The organism is Nostoc sp. (genome assembly GCF_036916655.1).
GTDB lineage: Bacteria > Cyanobacteriota > Cyanobacteriia > Cyanobacteriales > Nostocaceae > Nostoc.
Genome location: NZ_JBALFY010000027.1, coordinates 1 through 24021 on the forward strand (window position 1 = coordinate 1; position 24021 = coordinate 24021).

13 protein-coding genes and 1 CRISPR repeat array are annotated in these 24021 nt (G+C 37.3%); of the genes, 7 read left to right on the top strand and 6 right to left on the bottom strand.

Going from position 1 to position 24021, the window contains the following annotated elements; genetic code table 11:
• Positions 1-167 precede the first annotated feature (167 nt).
• From cas1 to V7L31_RS08655, 4 genes are all read right to left on the bottom strand, one after another.
• On the bottom strand, positions 168-1220 hold the full coding sequence (gene cas1, locus V7L31_RS08640) for a CRISPR-associated endonuclease Cas1 (RefSeq protein WP_334695835.1): 1053 nt from the start codon (positions 1218-1220) through the stop codon (positions 168-170).
• A gap of 41 nt (positions 1221-1261) precedes the next feature.
• A CRISPR array of direct repeats spans positions 1262-1585; the repeat unit is 37 nt; unit sequence GTTTCAATCCCTAATAGGGATTAAGTCAGATTGCAAG.
• Between the two features lie 869 nt (positions 1586-2454).
• Positions 2455-3033, bottom strand: a complete 579-nt coding sequence (locus tag V7L31_RS08645) for a Uma2 family endonuclease (protein ID WP_334695836.1) — start codon at positions 3031-3033, stop codon at positions 2455-2457.
• 500 nt (positions 3034-3533) lie between these two features.
• Positions 3534-3815, bottom strand: coding sequence for a hypothetical protein (locus V7L31_RS08650; protein ID WP_334695837.1), 282 nt, complete (start codon positions 3813-3815; stop codon positions 3534-3536).
• Positions 3816-3870: 55 nt separating this feature from the next.
• Positions 3871-4725 (bottom strand): IS5 family transposase, encoded by an 855-nt coding sequence (locus V7L31_RS08655; RefSeq protein WP_334695838.1) that lies wholly within the window; start codon positions 4723-4725, stop codon positions 3871-3873.
• A gap of 698 nt (positions 4726-5423) precedes the next feature.
• Between V7L31_RS08655 and V7L31_RS08660 the strand changes: the two genes are divergently transcribed.
• The 7 genes from V7L31_RS08660 to V7L31_RS08690 all read left to right on the top strand — a co-directional run bounded on the left by V7L31_RS08660 (position 5424) and on the right by V7L31_RS08690 (position 19970).
• On the top strand, positions 5424-6791 hold the full coding sequence (locus tag V7L31_RS08660) for an AAA-like domain-containing protein (RefSeq protein ID WP_334695839.1): 1368 nt from the start codon (positions 5424-5426) through the stop codon (positions 6789-6791).
• Between the two features lie 237 nt (positions 6792-7028).
• On the top strand, positions 7029-7931 hold the full coding sequence (locus tag V7L31_RS08665) for a hypothetical protein (protein ID WP_334695840.1): 903 nt from the start codon (positions 7029-7031) through the stop codon (positions 7929-7931).
• A gap of 212 nt (positions 7932-8143) precedes the next feature.
• Entirely contained in the window at positions 8144-10414 is a 2271-nt protein-coding gene (locus V7L31_RS08670; RefSeq protein ID WP_334695841.1) for a TOMM precursor leader peptide-binding protein, read from the top strand.
• A 24-nt stretch (positions 10415-10438) separates the two neighbouring features.
• Entirely contained in the window at positions 10439-11539 is a 1101-nt protein-coding gene (locus tag V7L31_RS08675; RefSeq protein WP_334695842.1) for an amidohydrolase family protein, read from the top strand.
• Positions 11540-11651: 112 nt separating this feature from the next.
• On the top strand, positions 11652-17123 hold the full coding sequence (locus V7L31_RS08680) for a trifunctional serine/threonine-protein kinase/ATP-binding protein/sensor histidine kinase (protein ID WP_334695843.1): 5472 nt from the start codon (positions 11652-11654) through the stop codon (positions 17121-17123).
• A 271-nt stretch (positions 17124-17394) separates the two neighbouring features.
• Positions 17395-17754, top strand: a complete 360-nt coding sequence (locus tag V7L31_RS08685; protein WP_334695844.1) for a response regulator — start codon at positions 17395-17397, stop codon at positions 17752-17754.
• Positions 17755-17777: 23 nt separating this feature from the next.
• Positions 17778-19970, top strand: a complete 2193-nt coding sequence (locus tag V7L31_RS08690) for an AAA-like domain-containing protein (RefSeq protein ID WP_334695845.1) — start codon at positions 17778-17780, stop codon at positions 19968-19970.
• A gap of 151 nt (positions 19971-20121) precedes the next feature.
• Here V7L31_RS08690 and V7L31_RS08695 read toward each other — a convergent pair whose 3' ends face one another.
• Both V7L31_RS08695 and V7L31_RS08700 read right to left on the bottom strand, forming a co-directional pair.
• Positions 20122-20451 carry a hypothetical protein gene (locus V7L31_RS08695; RefSeq protein ID WP_334695846.1) on the bottom strand — a complete coding sequence of 110 codons (330 nt, stop codon included), beginning with the start codon at positions 20449-20451 and terminating at the stop codon, positions 20122-20124.
• An 80-nt stretch (positions 20452-20531) separates the two neighbouring features.
• Complete coding sequence (locus V7L31_RS08700) at positions 20532-23990, bottom strand: nSTAND1 domain-containing NTPase (RefSeq protein ID WP_334695847.1); 3459 nt, start codon at positions 23988-23990, stop codon at positions 20532-20534.
• Positions 23991-24021: the final 31 nt, after the last annotated feature.

Below are 24021 nucleotides of genomic sequence, written 5' to 3' on the forward strand. Positions count from 1 at the left end.
ATTCTAGTCAATTTTCTCAATCATTAGTTCGGATGTACTAAATAGATTCGTTTCTTTGGGGTGTGACAGTTCTGGGTGCGGAATGTGGGTTTTAATGTTGGTAGAGACTGCTTGACGTTTAGAGTTTGTGAGAGTTAGAGCTATCATCTGATTTTAATAATCCTTAATTATTTGAAGTCAGGAGAGTAATATTCTTGAATCTGTCCTTGTAAATACAAGATTAATTGTTTTGCTTGGATGTAGAACAGGTCTTCATAAGTACATTTAATTTTGATTTGGGGATAGCTGATTTCCGTAGCCATCTTGACTTGATAAGCACGGGTAATTGCTTGGGCTGCAACGAGCGGCAGTGTGTTTTCATTCCAGCATTTATTAAAATCCTTCGGTGTGACATAGCCACGATTCAAAACAGTCTTCACGCAGGCGATCGCTAGGATTTGGAATTCTGTAGTTAGATCGGTGATTAGTCCCTTGGTTTGGTGATGGGTTTGATGCCAGTAACCAAGGTTAGGGTTTAGCCCCACTGAGAAAACAGCATTTTTTATTGATTCTTCTAAAAGCTTCTCGCTAAAGTTAAGCATTCGGCAAACAGGGGAATTATCATGCCGCGAAGTAAATCTCCAATCTGGGTTTATGCACTGGGGAAGCATACGATAAAATATCAGCATTCCTTGACCAATCAACCCTTGTAATGAAGCAATAGAATCGTGGTTGGTAATGCAATTACTAAGATGTAAAATATCCTTGCAAGCTTGACTAATTTCTACAGCACCATCACGCCCAGAGCGTTGTAAAAATCGCCGGAGGCGACGGAGGCGACCCCAGGTTGCACCTTGCATAATCTCGACTCTCATGGCATCGCTCATCATAGCTTGGAACTGGATGATATCTGCCCTGATTTTGTAATCTGGTTCAATCCTTGCCAGAAATTCACCAGATTGAGAAAATAAAATTACTGGAATGCGCCATCGCAGAATTTTTGTGAGCGCTGACGATTTAATTTCTGGTTCGGTTCCGATAATCGCACGAATATCCGTCAATTTAAATATGCTTTCTTGTCTACCTACAGTTATTTGTAATACCGATGTATCTGGCTCTACAAGGTGAACTCTTGCCCCCGTATCTAAATATAAAGTCGTCCCCGATTGCTTTATTATTTCTGCCAGTTTTGGACTCGGCTTTGGCACATTTGTATAAGCTTGATATTTAGTTGTCGCCATTATTAGTTTCCCAGAACTGCCACCGTCAACTTTAGCATTGAGTTTCTATTCCCAATAGGGATTAAGTCAAATTGCAAGACTAAATTAGCTTTTTTTCTTAGCTGCCATTCCCGTTTCAATCCCTAATAGGGATTAAGTCAGATTGCAAGGCTTCCTATTGAGATTATTGCTCAAGCTGAGGCGGGGTTTCAATCCCTAATAGGGATTAAGTCAGATTGCAAGGGTGTTTTTTCCCATAAGTTTCCGTTTGATATTTTTGGGTTTCAATCCCTAATAGGGATTAAGTCAGATTGCAAGTCGATACCTTTCTTATCAACCAGGATTTTAAGTTTCAATCCCTAATAGGGATTAAGTCAGATTGCAAGGGGATACAGTCTCAAACTACTGTATTTATTAGGTTTTCAAGGTTCCGATGCGCGAATAGGTTAATCATAGCATGGAGAATTTAGATTGAGTAATAAAGAAATAGCTAAAACCTAGTCTGTGTAAGGTGCGCGGGTGCTTGAGCAACTATTTTGGCTAAAACTCTTGCACTAGACGCATTTGAAACCCCTCTTCCCATTTTTGGTTTTGAACACCTACCTACCCGCACATTCCGCGAGGAAAATGATCGTGTTATGTTCACCACTGAGCCGATGAACTTTTCATCTCATAACGATATAAATAGCCCTACCTTCTGAAGTTACACTACTCTTAAAATCGATTGCTGTACTGAAATATGCTAGCGGTTACAGCGCTTTTCTTGAAAGGGTTGCCGTAGGCATCGCTACTCATTCCACTTCACTAGCCCCCTATCAACAATCGCAATCCCCCACTGCGGAAACTTCGCCAGTAGTTTCTTAATCACAATCTGCTTTCGCCGGATCTCATTCCAACACGAGAGCAAGAAGTCAAACCCGGATTCTCGCCCGAATTCGCCGCTCGATTCAGTTTCTCTCTTCTTACAGGTCGCATATTTGACTGCACAACAATCGCCTCATGCGACCACTTTTCCGGGTGTGGTACAGGTACGGCAGAACTATCACCTTCATGATCTGCTTTGACTCCTATACCCGAAACTGAGTTTTCAGTCATCAACTCAGCAGAAAGACGACTCGGTTCTATTGTTTGATCTGCGATGGCAACGAGAACACCGCAGACATCGCAGAATTTAAAGAAAATTCATTTTGGGTAACGGGCGCGGCGGAACAATTTTATTTTCCTCATTTATTCTCTGTTTCAATCCCTAATTGAGTTATTCAAATTCAGGTGGCCATAGTTCGGCTATTGCTAATTCCCAACCTGGAAGTAACTCTGGTATTGTCAATTTCTGGTTATCTTTCAAAATAACAGGTTCCTGGTTAGGGCGATAAACTGTAACTAAAAGTTTGTCAGGATCAATGAGAATACCTACCGTAGAACCAAGTTCTAGGAATAGTTTAATTTTCTCTTCCAGTGGTTTGATACGGTCACTTTTAGATTTGACCTCAACCGTGATATCGGGGACTAACTGCACAAAATCACGCTGAGTTTTCTTGAGTCGTTCTGCCCGAACAAATGAAACATCTGGAGCGCGTAAGTTTCTTTTTTCCGGGTCGCCCGTAGTCTCATCGCTTTCAATGCTTGGTAGGATAAAGCCAGCGCTCGAACCAGTAACTCTGCCTAGCTTGCGAGGCATAACCCAAATATTAAGAAACGTTAACAGGCGAGAACCAATTTCGTCTGATTCATAATCGCATGGCCCCATAACGATGATGTTTCCCTCTACTAGCTCCATCTGCCAATCGGGATTCTGTGACTGTAATTGTTCTAAGTCTTTGATTGTCAGAGACATAAGGTATAACTCGCTTTCAAGCGCGATCTCTTTCTATGATAGGCGATCGCTACCCCTCCAAATCAACCAACACCCTATCAACAACCACAATCCCTACTGCGGAAACTTCACCAGCAATTTCTTGATCACAATCTGCAACGCCGGATCATCCCAGCACTCCAGCACTCCTGCAAAAACTTAAACCCCGGATTCTGCCCCGAATTCGTCGCAACCTTAAGTTTCTGCATACGCTCCGGTCGCATATTTGACCTCTTAACAATCGCCTCATGCGACCATTTTTCAATGACGTGCGCGGCGGAACCTTCACCCTCATCAACTGTTTTGACTTCTCCACCCGAAACCGAGTTTTCAACCAGCAACATAGCAAAAGCAGCACGACCAATGTCAATACTTGTCGGTTAAGGGGAAAAGGGGAAGGGGAAAGAAAAAACCTTTAACCTTTTCCCCAAACCCAATGCCGAGTTAAAAATGATTAACCGAGCAGTATTATTTACCAGTGCTTACTTTCCAAAATCTGACTTATTTGGACCAGGTAAAACATCAGGAGTGTAGATTGGTGCTTGAGCATTTACACGTCCAACAATTGCAGTCCCTACACCACATAGAATTAGTATTGCTTGCCCAGCATCGTCAACAGTGATTTCATGAGCCTTGATATCTTTAACCGCAAGTGGAACTAATGATGCTATTCCTGCCAAGACTGCCCCCCATAATGTTTTACTTGCAAAAATACTTTTGGCAGAAGGCTTGTTAGAGTAAATTGATTGCTTAGTGTTGTTCATAATGACCTATAAACTCTTGTAAATAGACCTCTTGCAAAAAAGCTTTATGATATGATTATTGATTTGCTAAGTGAAGGCAAATTGAGTATTTTTGAAGTTCGTAATTATAAATCCCAGCGATTAAGTGGCAGCGTAATCCAAAACGTTTTCTGCGATTACGGTAGCGCTGACTCAAAATCCGAAAAACTTTTAAACGCCGATTAACATGTTCAATCGCTACTCGGCGACTTGCTAAAGCACGGTTAGATTGCTTTTGTCCCTGAGTTAACTTACCTCCTTTAGGTTTCTTTTGAGGCAAGTGACTATTAGTATGTAATTTAGAAATTCCTTGGTAGCCACTATCTTCTAAGCTTTCGGTTTCAGAATGAAAACGAACCTTGCTGTCTACAAATAACTTGTAGTCATGTTTGCGACCAGAACCGTTGACAATACAACGAATTTCTTGGGTTGTTAGGTCAATTATCAATTGAGATTTGAGAGTATGTCGTTTTTGTTTACCACTATAAAAGCGTTTTTGTCCGTGTTTCGGACGTTCAATTTGGCTTTCTGTTACATCCATCACAGCCGTTTTCGGTTTCTGTGATGAGATCAACAAGGATTTTTTTCCTCCTAAACGAAACTTCCTGGAACTGATTAATGTGCTTTCAACCCAATGTACTATTCGGCAAACCGTTGATTCTGATATTTGCCAGTCACTAGCAATGTGAAAGTAAGTTCTATATTCTCTCCAATACTGTAAGCAAACTAAAGCTTGATCTTCCAAGCCAAGCTTGTTCGGATAACCTCGTGTTTGCTTTAGACTAGCTGTATCTTGCAATACCTTGACCATCTCATCAAACGTATGTCTTTGCACTCCAACCAAACGTTTGAACTGCCGATTCGATAACTTTTTTGTGAGTTCGTATCGCATAATTAGATCGATTCAACGGGCAAAACCCCCAATCATAACACAAAATAATTTTGCAAGAGGTCTAATATATGTTTTGCCAAGAAACATGAGATGAGTTGTGCTGCATTAATCACAGTTTTGTTATATGCGTGATTAAACAGTTATCAATCGACTACCTCATATCTTGCACCTCTACGTAAAACCCCAGCTAAAGTAAAAAGGTGCGCGTTAAAGCTACCTCCTTTTTATGGGTTTTTATCGTTAAATCAAGGATTTTAGTTTTTTACTGAGTAATAAAATTACATCAAATTTTCTTGGTGCAAGATGTGAGCTACTGGATATCCTAGTTTCTACACGAGTCTCTATTTACTTTTTACTTCTGTTTATAATATAAATAAATTTTATTCAAGATAAAATCTATAAATCTCATATTAATTTCATTAATACAAGCTTTCAACCTCATATAAAACATATTATTATAATCCTTTTCAATAAATGGCTATTTTGGGAATTCGCAAACGATATCCTTATCTCGGTAAAGCTCCTTATTGCTAGCTATTCCTCACTATCTTATTAATAGTTGAGAGTGGGGACTCCCACAAAACGTTGATCTGAGGAAAAATTTCTATATCTTTAGATCGATATCAGGTTTGTGCCAAAAAACGTATTTTGATTATGGCCAGGTCAATTTATAGGTCTGAGATAAGCTTTGATCCGCTATGAACCTTGATTCTCTGATTGAGATAGTTAACCGCAAGTTGCTAGAGAGCCATAATCGCCCTCTAAATTCTACAGAACTTCTGATTTTTCGGGGTATCTGGGAATATCAGACCTATGGCAAAATTGCTGAAGAAGGTGGCTATAGTGCTGGATACTTAACTAATGTAGTTGCCCCAGAGTTATGTAAACGACTCTCCGATCTGACTGGTCAACGCGTGACTAAAAAAAACTGTCGTATATTGTTGGAATCTTATGCTGCTGCACAAACAGTATCGGTAATACAGGCTCAAAAGTACCAATTCAAAGGAATATCCTTAGAAACTAGTCAAGAGTATTCACAGCGTTCATTTCCCTATCCTAATGGTGCAATTCCACTTGATTCCCTCATTTATGTGGAACGTTCTTCCATTGAAGATCAGGTTTATAAAGAAATTAGAAAGCCAGGGGCATTGGTGCGGATTAAAGCTCCCAAAGAAATGGGTAAAACCTCACTACTGCTGAGAATTATCGACTATGCGGAATCTCAAGGCTACCGTACCGTTAGCTTAAATCTAGAACAAACCGATCAAGCAATATTGAGCGATCTGAATCGTTTTTTGCGCTGGTTGTGTGCCAATGTGACTAGTCAGCTTCAGTTAGAGCCACAACTAGATGAATATTGGGATGAGGATATTGGTAGCAAAGTTAGCTGTAGTTTGTATATCAAAAAATATTTACTAGAGCAGATAGATTCTCCTTTAGTTTTAGCGTTGGATGAGGTAAACCAGATTTTTGAGTATCCCGAAGTCGCAAAAGATTTTTTACCTCTGCTGCGTTCTTGGTATGAAGAAGGTAAAAGATTACCTATCTGGCAAAAGCTACGCCTTATCATAGTTCACTCAACTGAAATTTATGTTCCTCTGCAACTTCAGCAGTCTCCTTTTAATGTCGGCTTACCAATTAAATTAACTAGCTTCAGTTTAGAACAGGTGCAACAGTTAGCCCAGCAATATGGAATTAACTGGACCGATGAAGATGAAGCTAGACAACTTATGGATCTGGTTGGTGGGCATCCCTCATTAGTGAACATAGCACTTTACCATCTCAATCGTGGAGAGGTAAGTCTTCCACAATTACTAGAAGCTGCTCCTACTTCAACTGGGGTTTATTTTCACCATTTACAACGTCATTGGGTAACTTTACAAGAGCAGCCTGAATTAGCAAGCGCTCTTGCTACTGCGATCGATTCTACTCAACCAATACCATTAGAACCTATCATTGCTTATAAGTTAAGTAGTATGGGGCTGATAAAGCTAGATAATAACCAAGCCACACCTAGTTGTCGGTTATATCAACAGTATTTTCAGTCTAAGCTTCTGATTAAATAGAAGCCAATATTAGTATTGTGCTTTATTCATATTTCTATCAAAGATATTTCAAAATAGAAACCTATTTTTCTCATATAAAAACTCATATTTATAATACAAAGACTTTGTAAAGCTCATGATAATTAACATTATTAAAAAATGTATATTTTTTGATGTTTTATATGTGTAAAATACAAATAACGATATCATTAATCGTAGTTAAGTCAATTTGATTTGATGAGTAATCACTAGACTGTTATGAACCTACCAAACTCCTACAATATTCTCATTCCTCAAAAAAGGCTTTCTCAACTAATTGCTCAATCATGGTTAGATGAAAAGCAAATTCCTTTAGCCAATAAAAGTTTTTTGGTTGAGCAAAAAATTTTGTCTGAAGATGAAGCTGCTGTTTTTCGTATATTTATAGTAGAAACAAATCAAGTTGAAATAGACGAGATAGATAAGAAAATTTTGATGCCGGATTATCGGCCAGATCCAGAAGTATTGAAAGATCCAGATATAATAAAGTGGCTTCATAACTGGATTGAAAGTAGCCCCAAAAATTCCCCTTGGATAGCACCACCACCACCAAAATCAGGAGTAAGTATAGATATATCTCGTCCAGGAAAAGTAGTAGTCTTCGACCCAACTCAGGAAGAAGAACTAATGAATGAAAATAGCAGCGAAATCAAAACTTTACAAGTTCCCTTACTACCAAGTGTAAAAGTTTTTCAGGGTGCTATTGACAGCATGGTAGTACATGAAGGAGAAGCCGTAGATGACCAAAAAGAAGCAATAGAAATAGAAATAGAACCCTTTAATACTCTCATTCCCAATAAAAGGCTATCTCAAATTATTGCCCAATCATGGCTAGAGAATAGGGAAATTAATATCGATAAAGAATTTCTTGTTAATAATGGGATTATTTCTGAATTTGAGGCTCAATTTCAGATTGATATTCATGTTGAGCGGGATCAGCCACCGCGTGAATATAAAGGAGGAATAACACCGCAAGCAAATGGTTATAAGATAAATGTACCATATCCTAAGCGGCCTAGTAGTGAAAATTTACCCGAAGATGTTTTAAGAGAATGGGTAGAAAACGACTCTAATTCTGCTCCTTGGACACCGACAAATGAATGGATTCCTTATACCTGCTGATGTTGACATATAGTGATTTTAGGATTTATCGTCCTAAAGTTATTTAAGGGAAATTAATAGGAGTAATGAGGGAATAAAAATTATTTCCTCATATTAAAATACTTTTTATATTTTAAAAAATCAAAAAATAAATATCTTAATATTATATTTTATCGTTTATTTTTAATCCAAAAATATCAAGTACTGCATTTAATAAACTTAGGTTAAGAAATATGTTGACTCGACCAAAATTAAAGTACAGCTTTGAATATTTCAATTTTCTAAATAAAAATGATGAAAATGTATTATTGCTTTCTGAAAGGAATGCTAATTTTATCAATGGATATATATATCAAATATTAATGCCATTAATTGATGGTAAAAATACAGTTGATGAAATTGTTGACTTACTGATCCAAGAAAACTTATCTCCTACTGAAATTTATTATGCTCTGATGTTAATGGAGAAGAGGGGATATATTATTGATGCTGATGAATCCTTGCCATCTAATATAGCAATTTTCTGCGAACATTTAAACATTAATCCACATACTGCTTACCAAAGATTACAAACAAATAGAATAACAATTAAATCTTTTAGTCCTCATCTTCCTGTTGATGAATTTAAAACTGCTCTTGAATCTCTGCATATCCAAGTAACGTCCGAAGTAGGTGATATAGAAATAGTCTTAAGTGATGATTATTTGCAAGATGCTTTAGAAAGTTTAAACGAGGAAGCTTTAAAGTTAACCAAACCTTGGATGTTGGTAAAACCTCTAGGCACAATAGTTTGGATAGGGCCTATATTTATTCCCGGTAAAACAGGTTGTTGGCAATGCCTAGCTCAACGTTTGCGAAACAACAAACCTGTGGAAAGATTTATCGAAAGACATCAAGGAATTTCTACACCTTTAACTCCTCCTCTTGCTTCGCTTACTGCTACCTGCCAAACGGCCATAGGAATGGCTGCTACTGAAATTTTTAAATGGATTGTCCAGGGGGAAAATAAACGCTTGGAGGGTATGCTAGTAACCCATGATACTATTAATTTAGAAATACAAAACCATGTTTTGGTAAAGCGCCCTCAATGTCCAAGCTGTGGTAATATAACTGGATTTAATGCCGAACCATATCCGATAGTTTTAGGACATCGGCAGAAAAATTTTACATTAGATGGGGGACACCGTTGTTTTTCCCCAGAAGAAACATTCAAGAAATACCAACACCATATTAGTCCTTTAACAGGAGTAATTAGAGGACTAGGTAAAATAGATCGAAATCCCGACACTTTAATCCATACTTATGTAGCTAGGCATCACTTTGCTACGATATTTGATGATTTAAATGCTTTACGCCAAAATATTAGCGGCAGAAGTGCGGGGAAAGGAAAAACTGACCAGCAAGCGAAGGTTAGTGCTTTGTGCGAAGCTATTGAACGATATTCTGGAGTGTTTCAAGGAAATGAAAGTAGGCGCAAAGGTAGTTACCAACAACTGATAGATCGAGCTATTCATCCTAATGCCTGTATGAATTTTAGTCAAGCACAATATACCGATCGCCACAACTGGAATGTAAATTGTTCTAGCTGGTTTCAAAAAATTCCCGAACCTTTTGATGAGGATAAAGAAGTTGACTGGACACCAGTCTGGTCTTTAACCCATCAAGAATTTAAGTATTTACCAACAGCTTACTGCTATTATGATTATCCTAACTTCTTAATGCCTGATTGTTGGGCTGACTCAAATGGCTGTGCTGCTGGTAATACTATAGAAGAGGCAATCCTCCAAGGATTTATGGAATTGGTGGAGCGTGATTGTGTTGCCTTATGGTGGTACAATCGCCTTAAAAAACCACAGCTAGATTTAGACAGTTTTAATGATCCTTATTTTCAAGCTCTGAAGAAATATTACCAAACAGTTCATCGAGAATTGTGGGTTTTAGATATTACTAACGATTTAAACATCCCAACTTTTGTTGCCATCAGCCGCAGAGTAGATAGAGCGCCAGAAGATATCATCCTTGGTTTTGGGACTCATTTCGATCCGCAGATTGCCATTAGCAGAGCTTTAAGTGAAATAAACCAAATTCTTCCTAATGTCTTATTTGCCAATGCTGATGGTAGCACTAAATATCCTGCTTCTTCAGATACCCTCGCTATTAAATGGTGGCAAACAGTAACTGTAGAAAAACAATCTTATCTGCTTCCAGATAAAAGTATCACACCCAAATTATGTAATAATTATCCCCAAAATTGGAGTGAAGATTTACTAGAAGATATCATATTGTGTCAGCAAATGGTTGAGAAAAATGGTATGGAAATGCTAGTTTTGGAACAAACTCGTGCTGACATTAAACTGAGGGTAGTTAAAGTCATTATTCCGGGAATGCGCCATTGGTGGAGACGTTTAGGTTCAGGACGGTTGTATGATGTTCCTGTAAAAATGGGTTGGTTAAAACAGCCATTGAATGAAAATCAACTTAATCCTTTTCCAGTGTGGATGTAACAATTAAAATTAATTTGCAGAATTATGGTAAAAGAATATTCAATCATTGATGCAGATTCCCATGTGTTTGAACCTTTTGATATGTGGGAAAATTATTTGGAACCTGCTTATAAGAGCTTTGCACCATCGCCTGATATGAAAATTCAGGGTGAAGATATATATTATAAAGCTTCTAGTGAAGTTGTAGCTCAATGGAATAAGCAGATTATGCAAGCTCATCCAATGGCTCAACTTAATGGTTTCACTAATGAGCTTCATGTTTTAGAAACAAAAAAGATGGGAGTTGATATTTCATTTATTTACCCAACACTTGGAATGTCAATCATAGCAATTGATACGATGGAACCTAGTTTAGCTGGTGCATTTACTCGCGCTTACAACAACTGGTTATACCAAGATTTTTGCAGTTACAATCCCAAAATCTTAAAAGGAGTAGGCATGATTAATCTTCATGCTCCTGAAGAAATGGTGTCAGAGTTGTACCGCATAGCAGAATTTAATTGCAAAGCAGTCTGTTTACGTCCCAACCCAGTTAAAGGACGATTACTGAGTAACCCTGCCTACGAACCTTTTTGGACAGAATGTGAAAAACTAGGAGTAGCAGTGAGCATTCACGAAGGAACTCATAGCCGTTTACCTACTGTTGGTGCAGACAGGTTCAATACTCGTTTTGCCTTGCGTTGTTGCTCTCATCCTATGGAGCAGATGATGGCAATGCTCGCTTTAATCGAAGGAGGAGTATTAGAACGTCACCCTCAGCTGAGGGTAGGTTTTTTAGAATCTGGCTGTGGTTGGTTAATTTACTGGCTATGGCGTTTGGATGAAGAGTTTGAATGCCATTACTGGGAAGTTAAAGATAACGTCAAGATAAAGCCTTCAGAATACTTTAAACGTCAATGTTTTATTGGTTATGAGCTAGGAGAACCTGGCGTTAAGCAGGTAATTGAGTATGTTGGTGCAGATAAGTTAATTTTTGGTTCTGACTACCCTCATGTTCATTGGGGTCAAAAAGAAGGGGGAACAGGATGTTTCGACATTCAGAAAGTTCTTCAGGAGCAGTTACCCAGAGAAACTGTTAAAAAAATTCTTTGGGATAATCCTGCTCACTTTTATGGTTTGCAATAACTTTTATTTATGGTTTTGCTCATCGTCTAATTAAGCTAATATTTTAGTAAATAGTTCTGACTCACTTTGATGAGTAATTAAAGCACTGCTTCAAAATTAGTAGTTATAAATTATGAATACCATTGCTGGCTGCCAAATTATAGCCAAAATATATGAAAGCTCTAATTCTTTAGTCTATAGAGCTATACATAGTCAGAATGGTCAGCCTGTAATATTGAAAATTCTTAAAGAAGATTACCCTATTCCGTCAGAACTCATTCGGTATAAGCAAGAATATGAAATTACCCATTCTCTAAATTTAGATGCGGTAATCAAAGCCTATGACTTACACAGATATAAAAATAGTTTAGTCATGCTTTTAGAGGATTTTGGTGGGGATTCTCTAAAAATATTAATGCTTAAAAAACAGTTTACATTAACTGAGTTTTTGACACTTGCCATCAAAACTATGGAAAGCTTGAGTACTATTCATACTGCCAATATTATCCATAAAGATATTAACCCATCGAATATTGTTTTTAATCCAAAAACTGGACAACTGAAAATTATTGACTTTGGCATTTCTAGCATTTTATCAAGAGAAAACCCGATAATTCGCAATCCCGAACACCTAGAAGGAACCCTAGCTTACATTTCACCAGAACAAACTGGCAGAATGAATCGGGTGATAGATTACCGGACTGACTTTTATTCTTTAGGAGTAACTTTTTATGAGTTACTTACTCAGCAATTACCTTTTCCAACAACCGAACCTATGGAGTTGGTACATTGCCATATAGCTCAATTACCTGTACCCCCTCATATTTTAGTAGGAGAAGAGCGCTGTCCTAAAATTATTTCAAATATCGTCATGCAATTAATGGCGAAAACTTCAGAAGAAAGATATCAAAGTACTTGGGGAATAATAGCAGATTTAAAAACTTGTTTTTCACAGCTAGAGAGTTTTGAACAGATTCAAGATTTTAGTTTAAGAAGCCAAGATATCTCACATAACTTTGAAATATCGCAAAAACTCTACGGTCGAAAAAGTGAAATAGAGCAGCTATTAGCAACTTTCGAGAGAGTTAGCCAAGGGTCTACAGAAATGATTGTTGTAGCTGGTTATTCTGGTAGCGGCAAGTCAGCTTTAGTAAATGAAATTCATAAACCAATTGTCCAGAAACATGGTTATTTTATCTCTGGTAAATTTGACCAATTTCAGCGAAATATTCCATACTCTTGTCTCATACAAGCATTTCAGGAATTGATTAGGCAGCTGCTTACAGAAAATCAGACACGACTGCACGCATGGAAAAAAAGATTATTAGCAGCACTTGAAGCTAATGGTCAAGTCATTATTGATGTTATTCCAGAAGTTGAATTAATTATCGGAAAACAGCCTTCATTGCCACAGTTAAGTCCAAATGAATCCCGAAATCGATTCAACTTAGTTTTGCAAAATTTTCTGGGTGTATTTACAAAAAAAGAACACCCTCTAGTCATATTTTTAGATGATTTACAATGGGTAGATTCTGCTTCTTTGAAGTTAATTGAACTATTCATAACTAATGTCGATAGCCAATACCTTTTGATGATTGGAGCATATCGAGACAATGAAGTCGGCCCCACTCATTTGTTGCTACAAACTTTGGGGACAATTCAAAATGCTAGTATTAATATAGATAAAATCTTGCTCCAACCATTAAACTTAGGAGATGTCAAAGAATTAATTGCCGATACACTTGGCTGCTCAATAGAAGAGTCAAAACTTTTAGCAGAACTAGTATTTAATAAAACTCATGGAAATCCCTTCTTTTTAAATCAGCTACTTCAGGCTTTATATACGCAAAAAGTTTTGTTATTTAATTTCAGTAATCGTCGTTGGCAATGGAGTATTGCAGAAATCGAAAAGTTAGAGATAACTGATAATGTAGTTGATCTAATGATCGGTAAAATTGAAAGATTAGATAGGAAAGTTCAAGAAGCTCTAAAGTTAGCTGCTTGTATTGGGAATCAATTTGATTTAAATGTACTTTCTATAGTCAGTAAAAAATCTCTTGTAGATACAGCTATTGAACTTTTACCAGCTATTCAAGAAGGCTTAATTATACCTCTTAGTGAAGGGTATAAAATTCCAATTCTTTGGCGAGAACAAGGGAGCGATCGCTCAAAAATATTTTCTGCTATTATACCTGAAATTCCATCTTCTATATCTTACAAATTTTTGCACGACCGAGTTCAGCAAGCTGCCTATACTTTAATTCCAAACGAGCAAAAGCAAGAAGTTCATTTTGAAGTAGGTCAACTTCTATTAGAGAATACTGCACAAGGCAAGTTAGAAGAAAATATATTTAATATTGTTAATCATCTAAATATTAGTTTATGTTTGATTACTACTCAAGCACAGAAAGATAGACTAGCTCACCTAAATTTAATTGCTGGTAGAAAAGCTAAAAATGCAGCTGCTTACGAAACAGCTATTAAATATATAAAAATTGGCTTAGAATTGTTGCCAAAAAACAGTTGGGATTTTCAGTATGAATTGACACTGCATCTTCATGTAGAAGCTGTAGAAATACAATATATGAATACTCAATTTGACGCGGCTGAAAATCTATCTAATATTGTTTTAGAAAGAGCTAAATTTGTTCTCGATAAAGTCAGAATTTATGAGTTAAGGATTCAATCCTATATTGCTAAGATTCAAATGCAATTAGCTATAGATACTGCACGCCAAGTTTTAGCACAACTAGGAATTGAGCTACCTCAAATACCAGATGTAAATCATATTCATAAAGCACAAGAAGCTATAAAATTACTATTGCAAGACACGCATATTGAGGATTTGTCTGATTTACCAACCATGACAAATCCATATAAACTTGCAGCTGTAAGAATTTTAATGATTGTTACTACTGCGACAATTATTAGTAATCCTCTTTTATTTTCCCTAATAACATTAACTGCGGTCAATCTTTGTATTAATTATGGTAATCCACCTCAAGCTACTAGTGTTTACACTTTTTATGGCAAGCTTTTGTGTGGAATTATGCAAGATATTGATACTGGGTATAGGTTTGGTCAATTAGCTTTAAACTTATTAGAAAAATTTAATATTAAAGAATTTAAGCCACTAGTATTACATTATACAAGTGGTTTTATTCGCCACTGGAAAGAATCAATCCGTGATGGTAACATAATCGACACATTGCAGGAAGCTATTAATATAGGGCTAGATACAGGACATATAGAATATACCTCTTACGCAGCTTCCGCATATTGTTTATTTTTAATGTTTAGCGGGTATAGGCTTGAAGAATTAAACCACAAATATCAACAATATATTGATTTAAATATTAAGCTGAAACAGCAATATACAATTTTTTACATGAAAAATTGTAGAACTCTTATTGGCAATTTAATCAGTACATCTCAAACTTTGAATATTGGAGTAATTGGAAATTCTCTCACAGAAGAGCAAAAATTGCTTGAGCAGTGGACTCAAAATAAAGCTGTATGGTTACTATTTAGTGCTTATTTAGTAAAAACAATTCTATCTTATCTTTTTCAAAGATATCACGAAGCAGTTAGTCATGCTATTTTAGCAAAAAATAATTCAGAAAGTTCTGCCTCTTATATAGTTGCAGTACAACATAATTTCTACTATTCTCTTGCTCTGCTTGCTTGTTGTTTTGATGTAGGAAATAATTCCCAAAATGATTTTTTAAAACAAGTATTATTAAATCAGGAAAAAATGAAAATCTGGGCTACTCATTGCCCAGAAAATTGTCAACATAAATATGAATTGATAGAAGCAGAGAAAGCACGAGTATTAGGAAATAAGTGGGAAGCTCAAGAATTTTATGAAAAAGCTATTCAAGGAGCTAAGAAACAAGGATTCATTCATGAAGAAGCTCTAGCTTATGAACGTGCGGCAGAATTCTATCTCTCTCTTGCCAGAGAGGAGATCGGGCAGTTATATATGAAGAACGCACACCATTGTTATGCTTACTGGGGAGCAACAGCTAAAATTAAAGACTTAGAGTCCAAATACTCACATTTTTTTGTGGGAGTAACAAAACGAATGGGTGCTGAAACTATTAATACTACTTCCTCTACTACTAACAGCCATACACAAGTGTTAGATATAACAACGGTTATTAAAGCATCCCAAACTCTAGCTGATGAAATTGTTCTCAGCAAGCTGCTCAAAAAATTGATGAATATCATCATTGAAAATGCAGGCGCTCAAAAAGGTTTATTGATCCTCGATAAAAATGGTAATTTAGTTATTGAAGCTGAAGGTTTAGTTAATGCTCAAGAAGTAACTACACTACAATCAATCCCAGTAGATTCTGTTGATGCTGACACTCGAAGACATCTTTTAGCAACTACAATCGTTAACTATGTTTTTAATACACATAAAAATGTAGTTTTAGATGATGCAGTTGTTGAAGGAGAATTTACTTGCGATCCATATATTATTACTACTCAAGCTAAATCAATTCTTTGTACTCCCTTGCTTTATCAAGGTAAACTGAGCGGTATTGTATATTTAGAGAATAATTTAACAACTGGTGCATTTACTCCAGAGCGTGTCGAAGTATTAAAAATACTCTCAGTTCAGGCTGCCATTTCTATTGAAAATTCTTATCTTTACGAGCAGTTAGAAGATTATAACCGGACTTTAGAACAAAAAGTAAAAGTAAGAACTCAGGAATTACAAGAAAAAAATGAAGAGTTGGCAAGTATCCTGCAAACATTAAAAGCAACACAAGCTCAGATTATTGCCCAAGAGAAATTAGCTTCGCTGGGAGCTTTAGCAGCTGGGATTGCCCATGAAATCAAGAACCCTTTAAATTTCGTGAACAATTTTGCTGAATTATCTATTGAATTAGCTCAGGAGCTAGGGGAAGAAATTGAACATCAAAAAGACTCTTTAGATTCTCAAAGCAAAGAATATATAGAAGAAATTTTAAACGATCTCAAACAGAATGCTCAAAAAATCTATGAGCATGGCAAAAGGTCAGATAATATTGTTAGTGGAATGCTCATGCACTCACGGGGGCAAACTGGCGAGCGTCAATCGGCAGAAATTAACGCTTTGGTGGCAGAAGCTATCGACCTGGCTTATCACGGAATGCGTGCCAAGGATGCTACTTTTAAGATAACTATACAAACAGACTACGATCTCCACCTCGGTAACATAAATGTTGTACCACAAAATATTAGTCGCGCTTTAATAAATATAATTAATAATGCTTGCTACGCAGCACAGCAAAAGAAAATGCGTTTGCAGGAAAAGGCAGATTTTATCGCTGATAAATTTTCACCAACTCTCTCTGTCAGTACCAACGATTTAGGCGAGCAAGTAGAAATACATATTCATGATAACGGTGAAGGTATTCCACCGCAGATAGTAGATAAAATTTTTAATCCTTTCTTTACTACTAAGCCTACTGGTGATGGCACAGGCTTAGGGCTATCTATAAGTCATGATATTATTGTCCAGCAGCATCAGGGGAAAATTAAAGTCAATACTGAAGTCAATAATTATACTGAATTAATCATCACTTTGCCTAAGATTAGCAGTGACAAGAAATAACTTTAAAACTGATAGGGTGCTTGTAGAGACAACTCAATTTATTTTTAGGCGATCACTCAAAAACTACGCAACTAATTAGGCTTATTTTATACTCTGTACAAAACAAAAAGAAAAAATTGTATGGCTGTATAACATTCTTTTGATTAATATTAGCCTCATATTTGCATAATATCTCTAGTTTTAACGATAATATTGTATAGGTGTAGTATTTCAGTATGCTTTTGAAGCATATTTAATTCAAATTATCAAGATAAAATTTTAAATGAAGATAATGGTTGTAGATGACGAGCAAGATGTCCAACTCTTGTTTAAACAAAAATTTAGGAAAGAACTTAAAGAAAACCAAATTAAATTGTATTTTGCTTTTTCAGCAGAAGAAGCGCTAGAATCTTTACAAAATAAGCTAACTGATTGCTTAAATCTAATTGTCACGGATATTAATATGCGTGGAATGAATGGTTTAGAAATGCTTAAACTTATTAAAGAAAAATATCCAGCTTTAAAAGTATTTATCATTACTGCTTATGATGACGAGGATAATTATTTAATTGCGAAAGATTATGGTGCTGATGGCTATATTACTAAGCCAATTGAATTTAATCAATTCAAGCAAAAAATACTTAATTTATAGATACGCTGAATCAGCTAAATGCTATGTTAGCTAAAATACTAGTTGTGGATGACGAGCCTGACTTAGAACTGTTGCTTTGCCAAAAGTTCAGAAAAAAAATTCGAGAAAAGGAATTTAACTTATTTTTTGCGTGTAACGGTATTGAGGCATTAGATAAACTACAAACAGAACCAGATATAGATATAGTCTTAACTGATATCTATATGCCTAAAATGGATGGGCTAACCTTAATAACTAAACTTAATGAGTTATATCCCACGATCAAAGCGGTAATTATTTCCGCTTATAGTGATATTGATAATATCAGAGCTGCGATGAATCGTGGTGCTTTTGACTTTTTAACTAAACCAATTAACTTTCAGGATTTAGAAATTACTACTTACAAAACTCTGCAATATGTGCAGAAAATGAAAGGTATTAAAGAACAGGAAACTTTAGCACAACAGGCTCAAACAGAGTTATTAACTCGTTTACAAAAAGAAGTTACGGTACGCCAGCAGACAGAAGAAGCATTACGCGCCAGCGAGGCCAAGCTAATTCAAATTTTAGAAGCAGTCCCAGTAGGTATTTTTGTAGTTGATGGCAATGGTCAAGCCTTCTATGCCAATCAAACCGCCCAGCAAATACTTGGTAAAGGAATTATAGCAGAAACTACAGCTTCTAAATTAAGTGAAATTTATCAAGTCTATGTATCACAGAGAGAACAGTTATATCCCACAGAAAAACACCCAATTTTACGAGCATTGAATGGTGAGAGTACCACCATTGATGATATGGAAATTCGTCAGGCTGATAATATCATTCCTTTGGAGGTATCAGCTACGCCAATTTTTGATGAAAAGGGAAAAATTATTTATGCCATAGCTGCTTTTCAAGATATCACACAACGTAAACGGTCAGAAGCAGAGCGGTCGCAATTAATTTGGGAGTTAGGAATTAAAAATTTAGCTTTGCAAAATACAAAAGAAGAATTAGCACAATCTAACCAAAATTTAGAACAAAAAGTTAATGAGCGCACGCAAGAATTAACACAAACATTGGCAATTCTCAAAGCTACACAAGCAGAACTTATATTTGAAAATGCACTGCTCAGAAATGCCGAACAAGCCTCTAATTTTGATTATCAAGTTGGGGGAAGCTTACCTATGGATGCACCAACTTACGTGGTGCGCTCCGCAGATCGTTATCTTTATAAAGCGTTACAAAATGGAGAGTTTTGTTATATTTTAAATGCTCGACAAATGGGCAAATCAAGCTTGATGGTACGCATGATACACCATTTTCAACAAGAAGGATTTAGCTGTGCAGCAATTGATATTACTCGTTTGGGTAGTGAAAATATTACTCCTACTCAATGGTATAAAGGATTAATAGTGGAATTATGGCATAATTTTGATTTGTTAGGTAAGGTTAATTTTAAAACTTGGTGGGATGAGCAAAAAGATTTATCACTTATTCAATGTTTAGCTCGGTTTATTGAAGATATATTACTCAAGCAGGTTAATAACAAAAATATTTTTATTTTTATTGATGAAATTGATAGTGTTTTAGCGTTAAATTTCCCTGTTAATGATTTTTTTGCGTTAATTCGTTTTTGTTATAATCAACGCAGCCTTAACCCCGAATATCGGCGTTTGACCTTTGCTGTATTTGGTGTAGCAACACCATCAGATTTAATTAATGATTATCAAAGAACACCATTTAATATTGGGAAGATAATTCAATTAAATGGCTTTCAATTACACGAAGCTCAACCTTTACTGCAAGGATTAACACCAAAAGTTAGCAATCCTCAGTTAGTGCTAAAAGAAGTATTAGCTTGGACAAATGGACAACCTTTTTTAACTCAAAAGCTTTGTAAAATTATCCGTGGTTATACATCGGAAATACCGTCAAAGTCCGAAGCAGTTTGGATGGAGAATATGGTGCAATCGCATATTATTGACAATTGGGAATCTCAAGATGAGCCAGAACATTTGCGAACAATCCGCGATCGCATCCTCAAGAATACTCTCTACCCTGTTGGATTACTAGAACTATATCAGCAAATTCTCCATCATAGGCAGGTGGGTGTTGTTGATAGTCCAGAAGAGAAGGAGTTGCTGTTGTCGGGGTTAGTAGTTAAGCAACAGGGTGTTTTGAAGGTTCATAATCGGATTTATGAACTTATATTTGATAGTAGTTGGGTTGAGGATTGTATTGGAAAATTTATTTGAAGAATGGTGACTTGCTTTACTAGGTATTATTTATATAGTTTCAATTTTTCAAAGCTGTTCTAAATTGCATTTACATAATCAAACAAAGCAATATCCTTTCTCCACAAGACTTCGATGAAATTTGATTATTCAATTTTTATATATTTTTTAATTATGCTGGTGGCTTTATCCAATTACTACCCTTAATTGATACTATATTTGCCTTATCAGAATCAATTTCTAACTTGAATAAACCTAGCTTGGGATTGTCATATTCTTTATAAAGTGGATTATGAAAAGCAACAGGAAATTCTTCTGGTTTAGAATCATCCGGTTTAAAAATTTTAACATTAACACCAGTATTATCATGGTCGATTTCTAATGAAATATCAACAATAATGCGAGCCTCACTACATGTTCGTTCTTCCTTGCCTTTGATTGGTACATTAGGCGCTTCTATCAATGGTAATAATTCTTTTTTTTCATTTTTATTTAAATCCATATTCACATCTCCTTTTTTTGAAATTATTCTAAGTTATTAATAATTAACAATAAGATCAAGATAAATTTTATATTAGCTTCTTAATTAGCAGCACAGCGTATCCCAATGTAAGGATCACCAATATCCCAATTTCCGCTTCCTCGCACAGTAATACGTTTTAGTCGAATTTTAATACTACCTCCTCGAATAATTACTTCTGATTCATTAGAACTAGAAGATGGTAAAACCCATTCCTGTACGTTACCAACTAAATCGTACACTTCTTCACTAGTAACATCGTCTGTCTTCTGATATATAGATTCAATACTTTTAGTCCTAATTCCTGAATCCACGTTTACATTTTTCTTTTCTATAGAATCTTTGCCCCAAGGCCATAATCTGCCTTCCGTACCGCGTGCTGCTCTTTCCCATTCGTCTTCAGATGGCAAGCGTCCCCCTAGCCATTCACAAAATTTCTTGGCTTGATTTGCTGTAATTCCTACAACTGGATAATCTAACGTTTTATTATTCTCGTAAAGCTCTGGGGCAGTAGCTGGTTTATCGCATCTTCCAGCTTCTACACACAAGCTATACTGGCGATTTGAAACTTCATACTTTTGAATTTTAAAATTTGGTAGATAAATATAATGTTCTGGTTGTTGTCCATCTCCTAGTTGTCGCTCATTTGTACCGATAACAGCACGACCTTGTGGAATAAATACCATCGGGTTCAGAGATGCAGCTTGCCAGCGTAAGAATAATGGACGCAGAAGTAAACCTGTAGTAAGTAGAGCCAGAATAGCCATCACACCAGATAGCAATTGCCAGCCGCGCCGTGCTTGTTTTTCTCGTTGTAGTTCTCGCTGTTGCCTTTGCTCTTGCTCTAAAGCCGATCGCTCTCTCAAATCCACACAAGCACTGATATAATTAGCCTCAAGCTGATTCAAAAATCCAGCTTTCTTTAATAACGCCTCAGCATCTTCTAACCTCCCACCTCGATGTACTAAATAATTTTCGTCTTTTTGTTCCTCCCACTCCAAAGCAGCTTGACGGATAGTTTCACGCAGTTGTAAATCAGTACGATTTTCATTCAACCAATCAATTAATTTTGGCCAGTAGCGGATTAAGGCTTCATGGGCAACTTCCACTTCTTCTTGATTTGTAGACTCATCTACACTCGTCACTACGAGTCGCGCACCTTCCCCAGCTAACCGCTGCACAAGATTTTTAGTTGTCGCCAACTCACCATTTACAGGTACTAACTCCTCTAACCCAACACGCCTTCGCGTATCCCGGCGTTGCTCACCTTGTACACCTTCTTCATCCAAGCGGGTTAGGCGCACAAATATATTCTTGATTTGCTCTCGTTCTTCTGGTTTTGAACGATTATAAACATCATCGGCAGTTTGAGAAATTGCCTTTTTCACACCGCCAATGACCTCATACTCTACACAACGCAGCCATCTGCCGTGTCGTCGTTTCCACAACTCTAGCAGTGCGTGTTGCAGCAGTGGCATAGCACCTGGCTCACCTTGGACATCATCTAAAATACTGTTACTCAAACCAGCTTCAAAACGTAACCCCACTTGAGTAGCTTGCATTTCCATTGCTTTCCGCAATTCTGAAACGTTCATCGGCGCAATTAATTTTTGCCTCGCTTCCATCAACTCTTTGAGTTTGTGGTAAATAGCACATTCTCCCCAAAAGTCTGCTCGCATCGTAATTACAACTTTCTGCTGCTGACTCAGACTTAACACTTGCTCGATAAAGGTGAGGCGTTGAGCTTCATCATTACAGAGGGTGAACAGTTCCTCAAACTGGTCAATTACTAGGATTATGGATTGACCTAACCCCCTAACCCCCTTCCCTTGAAGGGAAGGGGGAACATTCAAAGCCTCTGTCTCAGTAGGGGAGAGGTTTGGAGAGGGGTTTTCTAAATAAGGTGATAGACTTATTTGCAGTTGTTCGTTGGGATTGCTACTTGGGGTCATGTAAGCGATCGCCAAATCTGACTGCTGTTGCTGTAAAGCGGGAATCAGCCCAGCTAGTACCAATGAAGATTTGCCACTCCCAGAAGCTCCTAACACAGCTAAAAAGTTGTGTTCACTCAGCCTTTGTTGCAGTTGGGCAATTAATTCATCACGCCCAAAGAAGAACTCGCGGTTTTCTTGTCGGAACGGGTACAAGCCCAAAAAGGGACAGCGAGAATCATAGATCGGTGGTTGCCGATCTAATGCCAGGGCATGAAAGCTGATGTCTAAGGCTTCATCACAGAGATTGTTGACTTCAGTTAAAGCCTGCTCTCGTTCTTGATGCGCTTGCTTGCTCAAGGCGGCGACATCTGCGCCCATAATGTTTTTGAGCTTCTGTGCTTGCTCTTCAAATGGATGGGAGAGTACAGGCGATCGCTCTAACAGCAATTTTTCCAGACGTTCCAACCCATACTCAATTTCGGAGTTAGTCAGTTCCCGGTCGAGTTGGTCGCTGAATAGAGGTCTTGCACCTAAACGACTGAACAAAGCCGGGACAGTAATATCACCGCGCTCGGCTAGAGTCGCTGTAGCTTCATGCAGTGCTATATCAACCTCTCCCGATGCTTTAAGTTGCCGATAAAAGTTTTCTGCTAATATCTGGGCTGTTTTAATTGTTACCTTATCGGTCATTGCCACTACCGCAGGCATACCCAAATCCCGCACCAAGCGTTGGGCTAATCCTCCTAATGAGCCTTCTGTTTCGGGACTGGCACTTTCGCAAGCAGACAAAAAGGCAAAATGCGGTAATCCTCTAGCTCCCCGTAACGGTTCTAGCCGTTCTAGCAGGCGTGTTGCTGTTACTGGCTCAACTGTATTATCAGCTTTTGCCCAGTAGAGGACGGTTTCGCCATCATCTATCAACTTTCCGTGACAGACAAAATGCAGTATGGTGTACTGCTTTGTCCGGTCAGTGAGTTGAGAACACAGTGCATCTAGGGTCGGGGGAGCGATCGCACCTTCTACAGTTGCCAATACATCAGTCGGGATATTTCCTAAAGCAGTTCGCACACTGTCAACCGTAGCCTTGATATCAAAAGAAGCTAAATTATACCTTTTTACATCCGAAGGGCTGGCTACCAATACCAACGCTCGCAAATCACGCCGTCCAATTGGGGGAAAACGGCGATCGGTAATTGCAGGAATGTAGAAAGAAAAAGGCGATCGCTGTTCCAGAGCTAACAACTGCCAATCACCATCAATCGGGGCGCATAGCCTTTCCCAACGCCAAAATTTTAGTTCGCTGTCTGCGGCTTCAATAAACAGCAGAACCCGCAGTGAGTCTTCACTTTCGCGCAAAGCACTAACAAAAGCATCACGTATTTGACCCTGAAACAACGCTTTGCCCAAAACTTCGCCATAGTCTTTCGGTCTTGCTAACAAGCTAATTAATTGCTGAACATCCTCTGGAGTTATTACCAGAGTTCCTTCACTGCGAATTGGTAGCAGTTCACCTGGGCGACTGTGTTCTGCAACAATCGGCCAGCGATCGCCTGATTTACGTTGAATGGTAATCTCAAAGGTGTTCATTGCTGAAATAGTTTAATTTTTTTTGATGTTA

Bases quoted from the DNA above. Each gene is read 5' to 3' on its own strand.
- cas1 (WP_334695835.1), bottom strand. From the start codon at position 1,220: ATGGCGACAACTAAATATCAAGCTTATACAAATGTGCCAAAGCCGAGT.
- V7L31_RS08645 (WP_334695836.1), bottom strand. From the start codon at position 3,033: ATGTCTCTGACAATCAAAGACTTAGAACAATTACAGTCACAGAATCCC.
- V7L31_RS08650 (WP_334695837.1), bottom strand. From the start codon at position 3,815: ATGAACAACACTAAGCAATCAATTTACTCTAACAAGCCTTCTGCCAAA.
- V7L31_RS08655 (WP_334695838.1), bottom strand. From the start codon at position 4,725: ATGCGATACGAACTCACAAAAAAGTTATCGAATCGGCAGTTCAAACGT.
- V7L31_RS08660 (WP_334695839.1), top strand. From the start codon at position 5,424: ATGAACCTTGATTCTCTGATTGAGATAGTTAACCGCAAGTTGCTAGAG.
- V7L31_RS08665 (WP_334695840.1), top strand. From the start codon at position 7,029: ATGAACCTACCAAACTCCTACAATATTCTCATTCCTCAAAAAAGGCTT.
- V7L31_RS08670 (WP_334695841.1), top strand. From the start codon at position 8,144: ATGTTGACTCGACCAAAATTAAAGTACAGCTTTGAATATTTCAATTTT.
- V7L31_RS08675 (WP_334695842.1), top strand. From the start codon at position 10,439: ATGGTAAAAGAATATTCAATCATTGATGCAGATTCCCATGTGTTTGAA.
- V7L31_RS08680 (WP_334695843.1), top strand. From the start codon at position 11,652: ATGAATACCATTGCTGGCTGCCAAATTATAGCCAAAATATATGAAAGC.
- V7L31_RS08685 (WP_334695844.1), top strand. From the start codon at position 17,395: ATGGTTGTAGATGACGAGCAAGATGTCCAACTCTTGTTTAAACAAAAA.
- V7L31_RS08690 (WP_334695845.1), top strand. From the start codon at position 17,778: ATGTTAGCTAAAATACTAGTTGTGGATGACGAGCCTGACTTAGAACTG.
- V7L31_RS08695 (WP_334695846.1), bottom strand. From the start codon at position 20,451: ATGGATTTAAATAAAAATGAAAAAAAAGAATTATTACCATTGATAGAA.
- V7L31_RS08700 (WP_334695847.1), bottom strand. From the start codon at position 23,990: ATGAACACCTTTGAGATTACCATTCAACGTAAATCAGGCGATCGCTGG.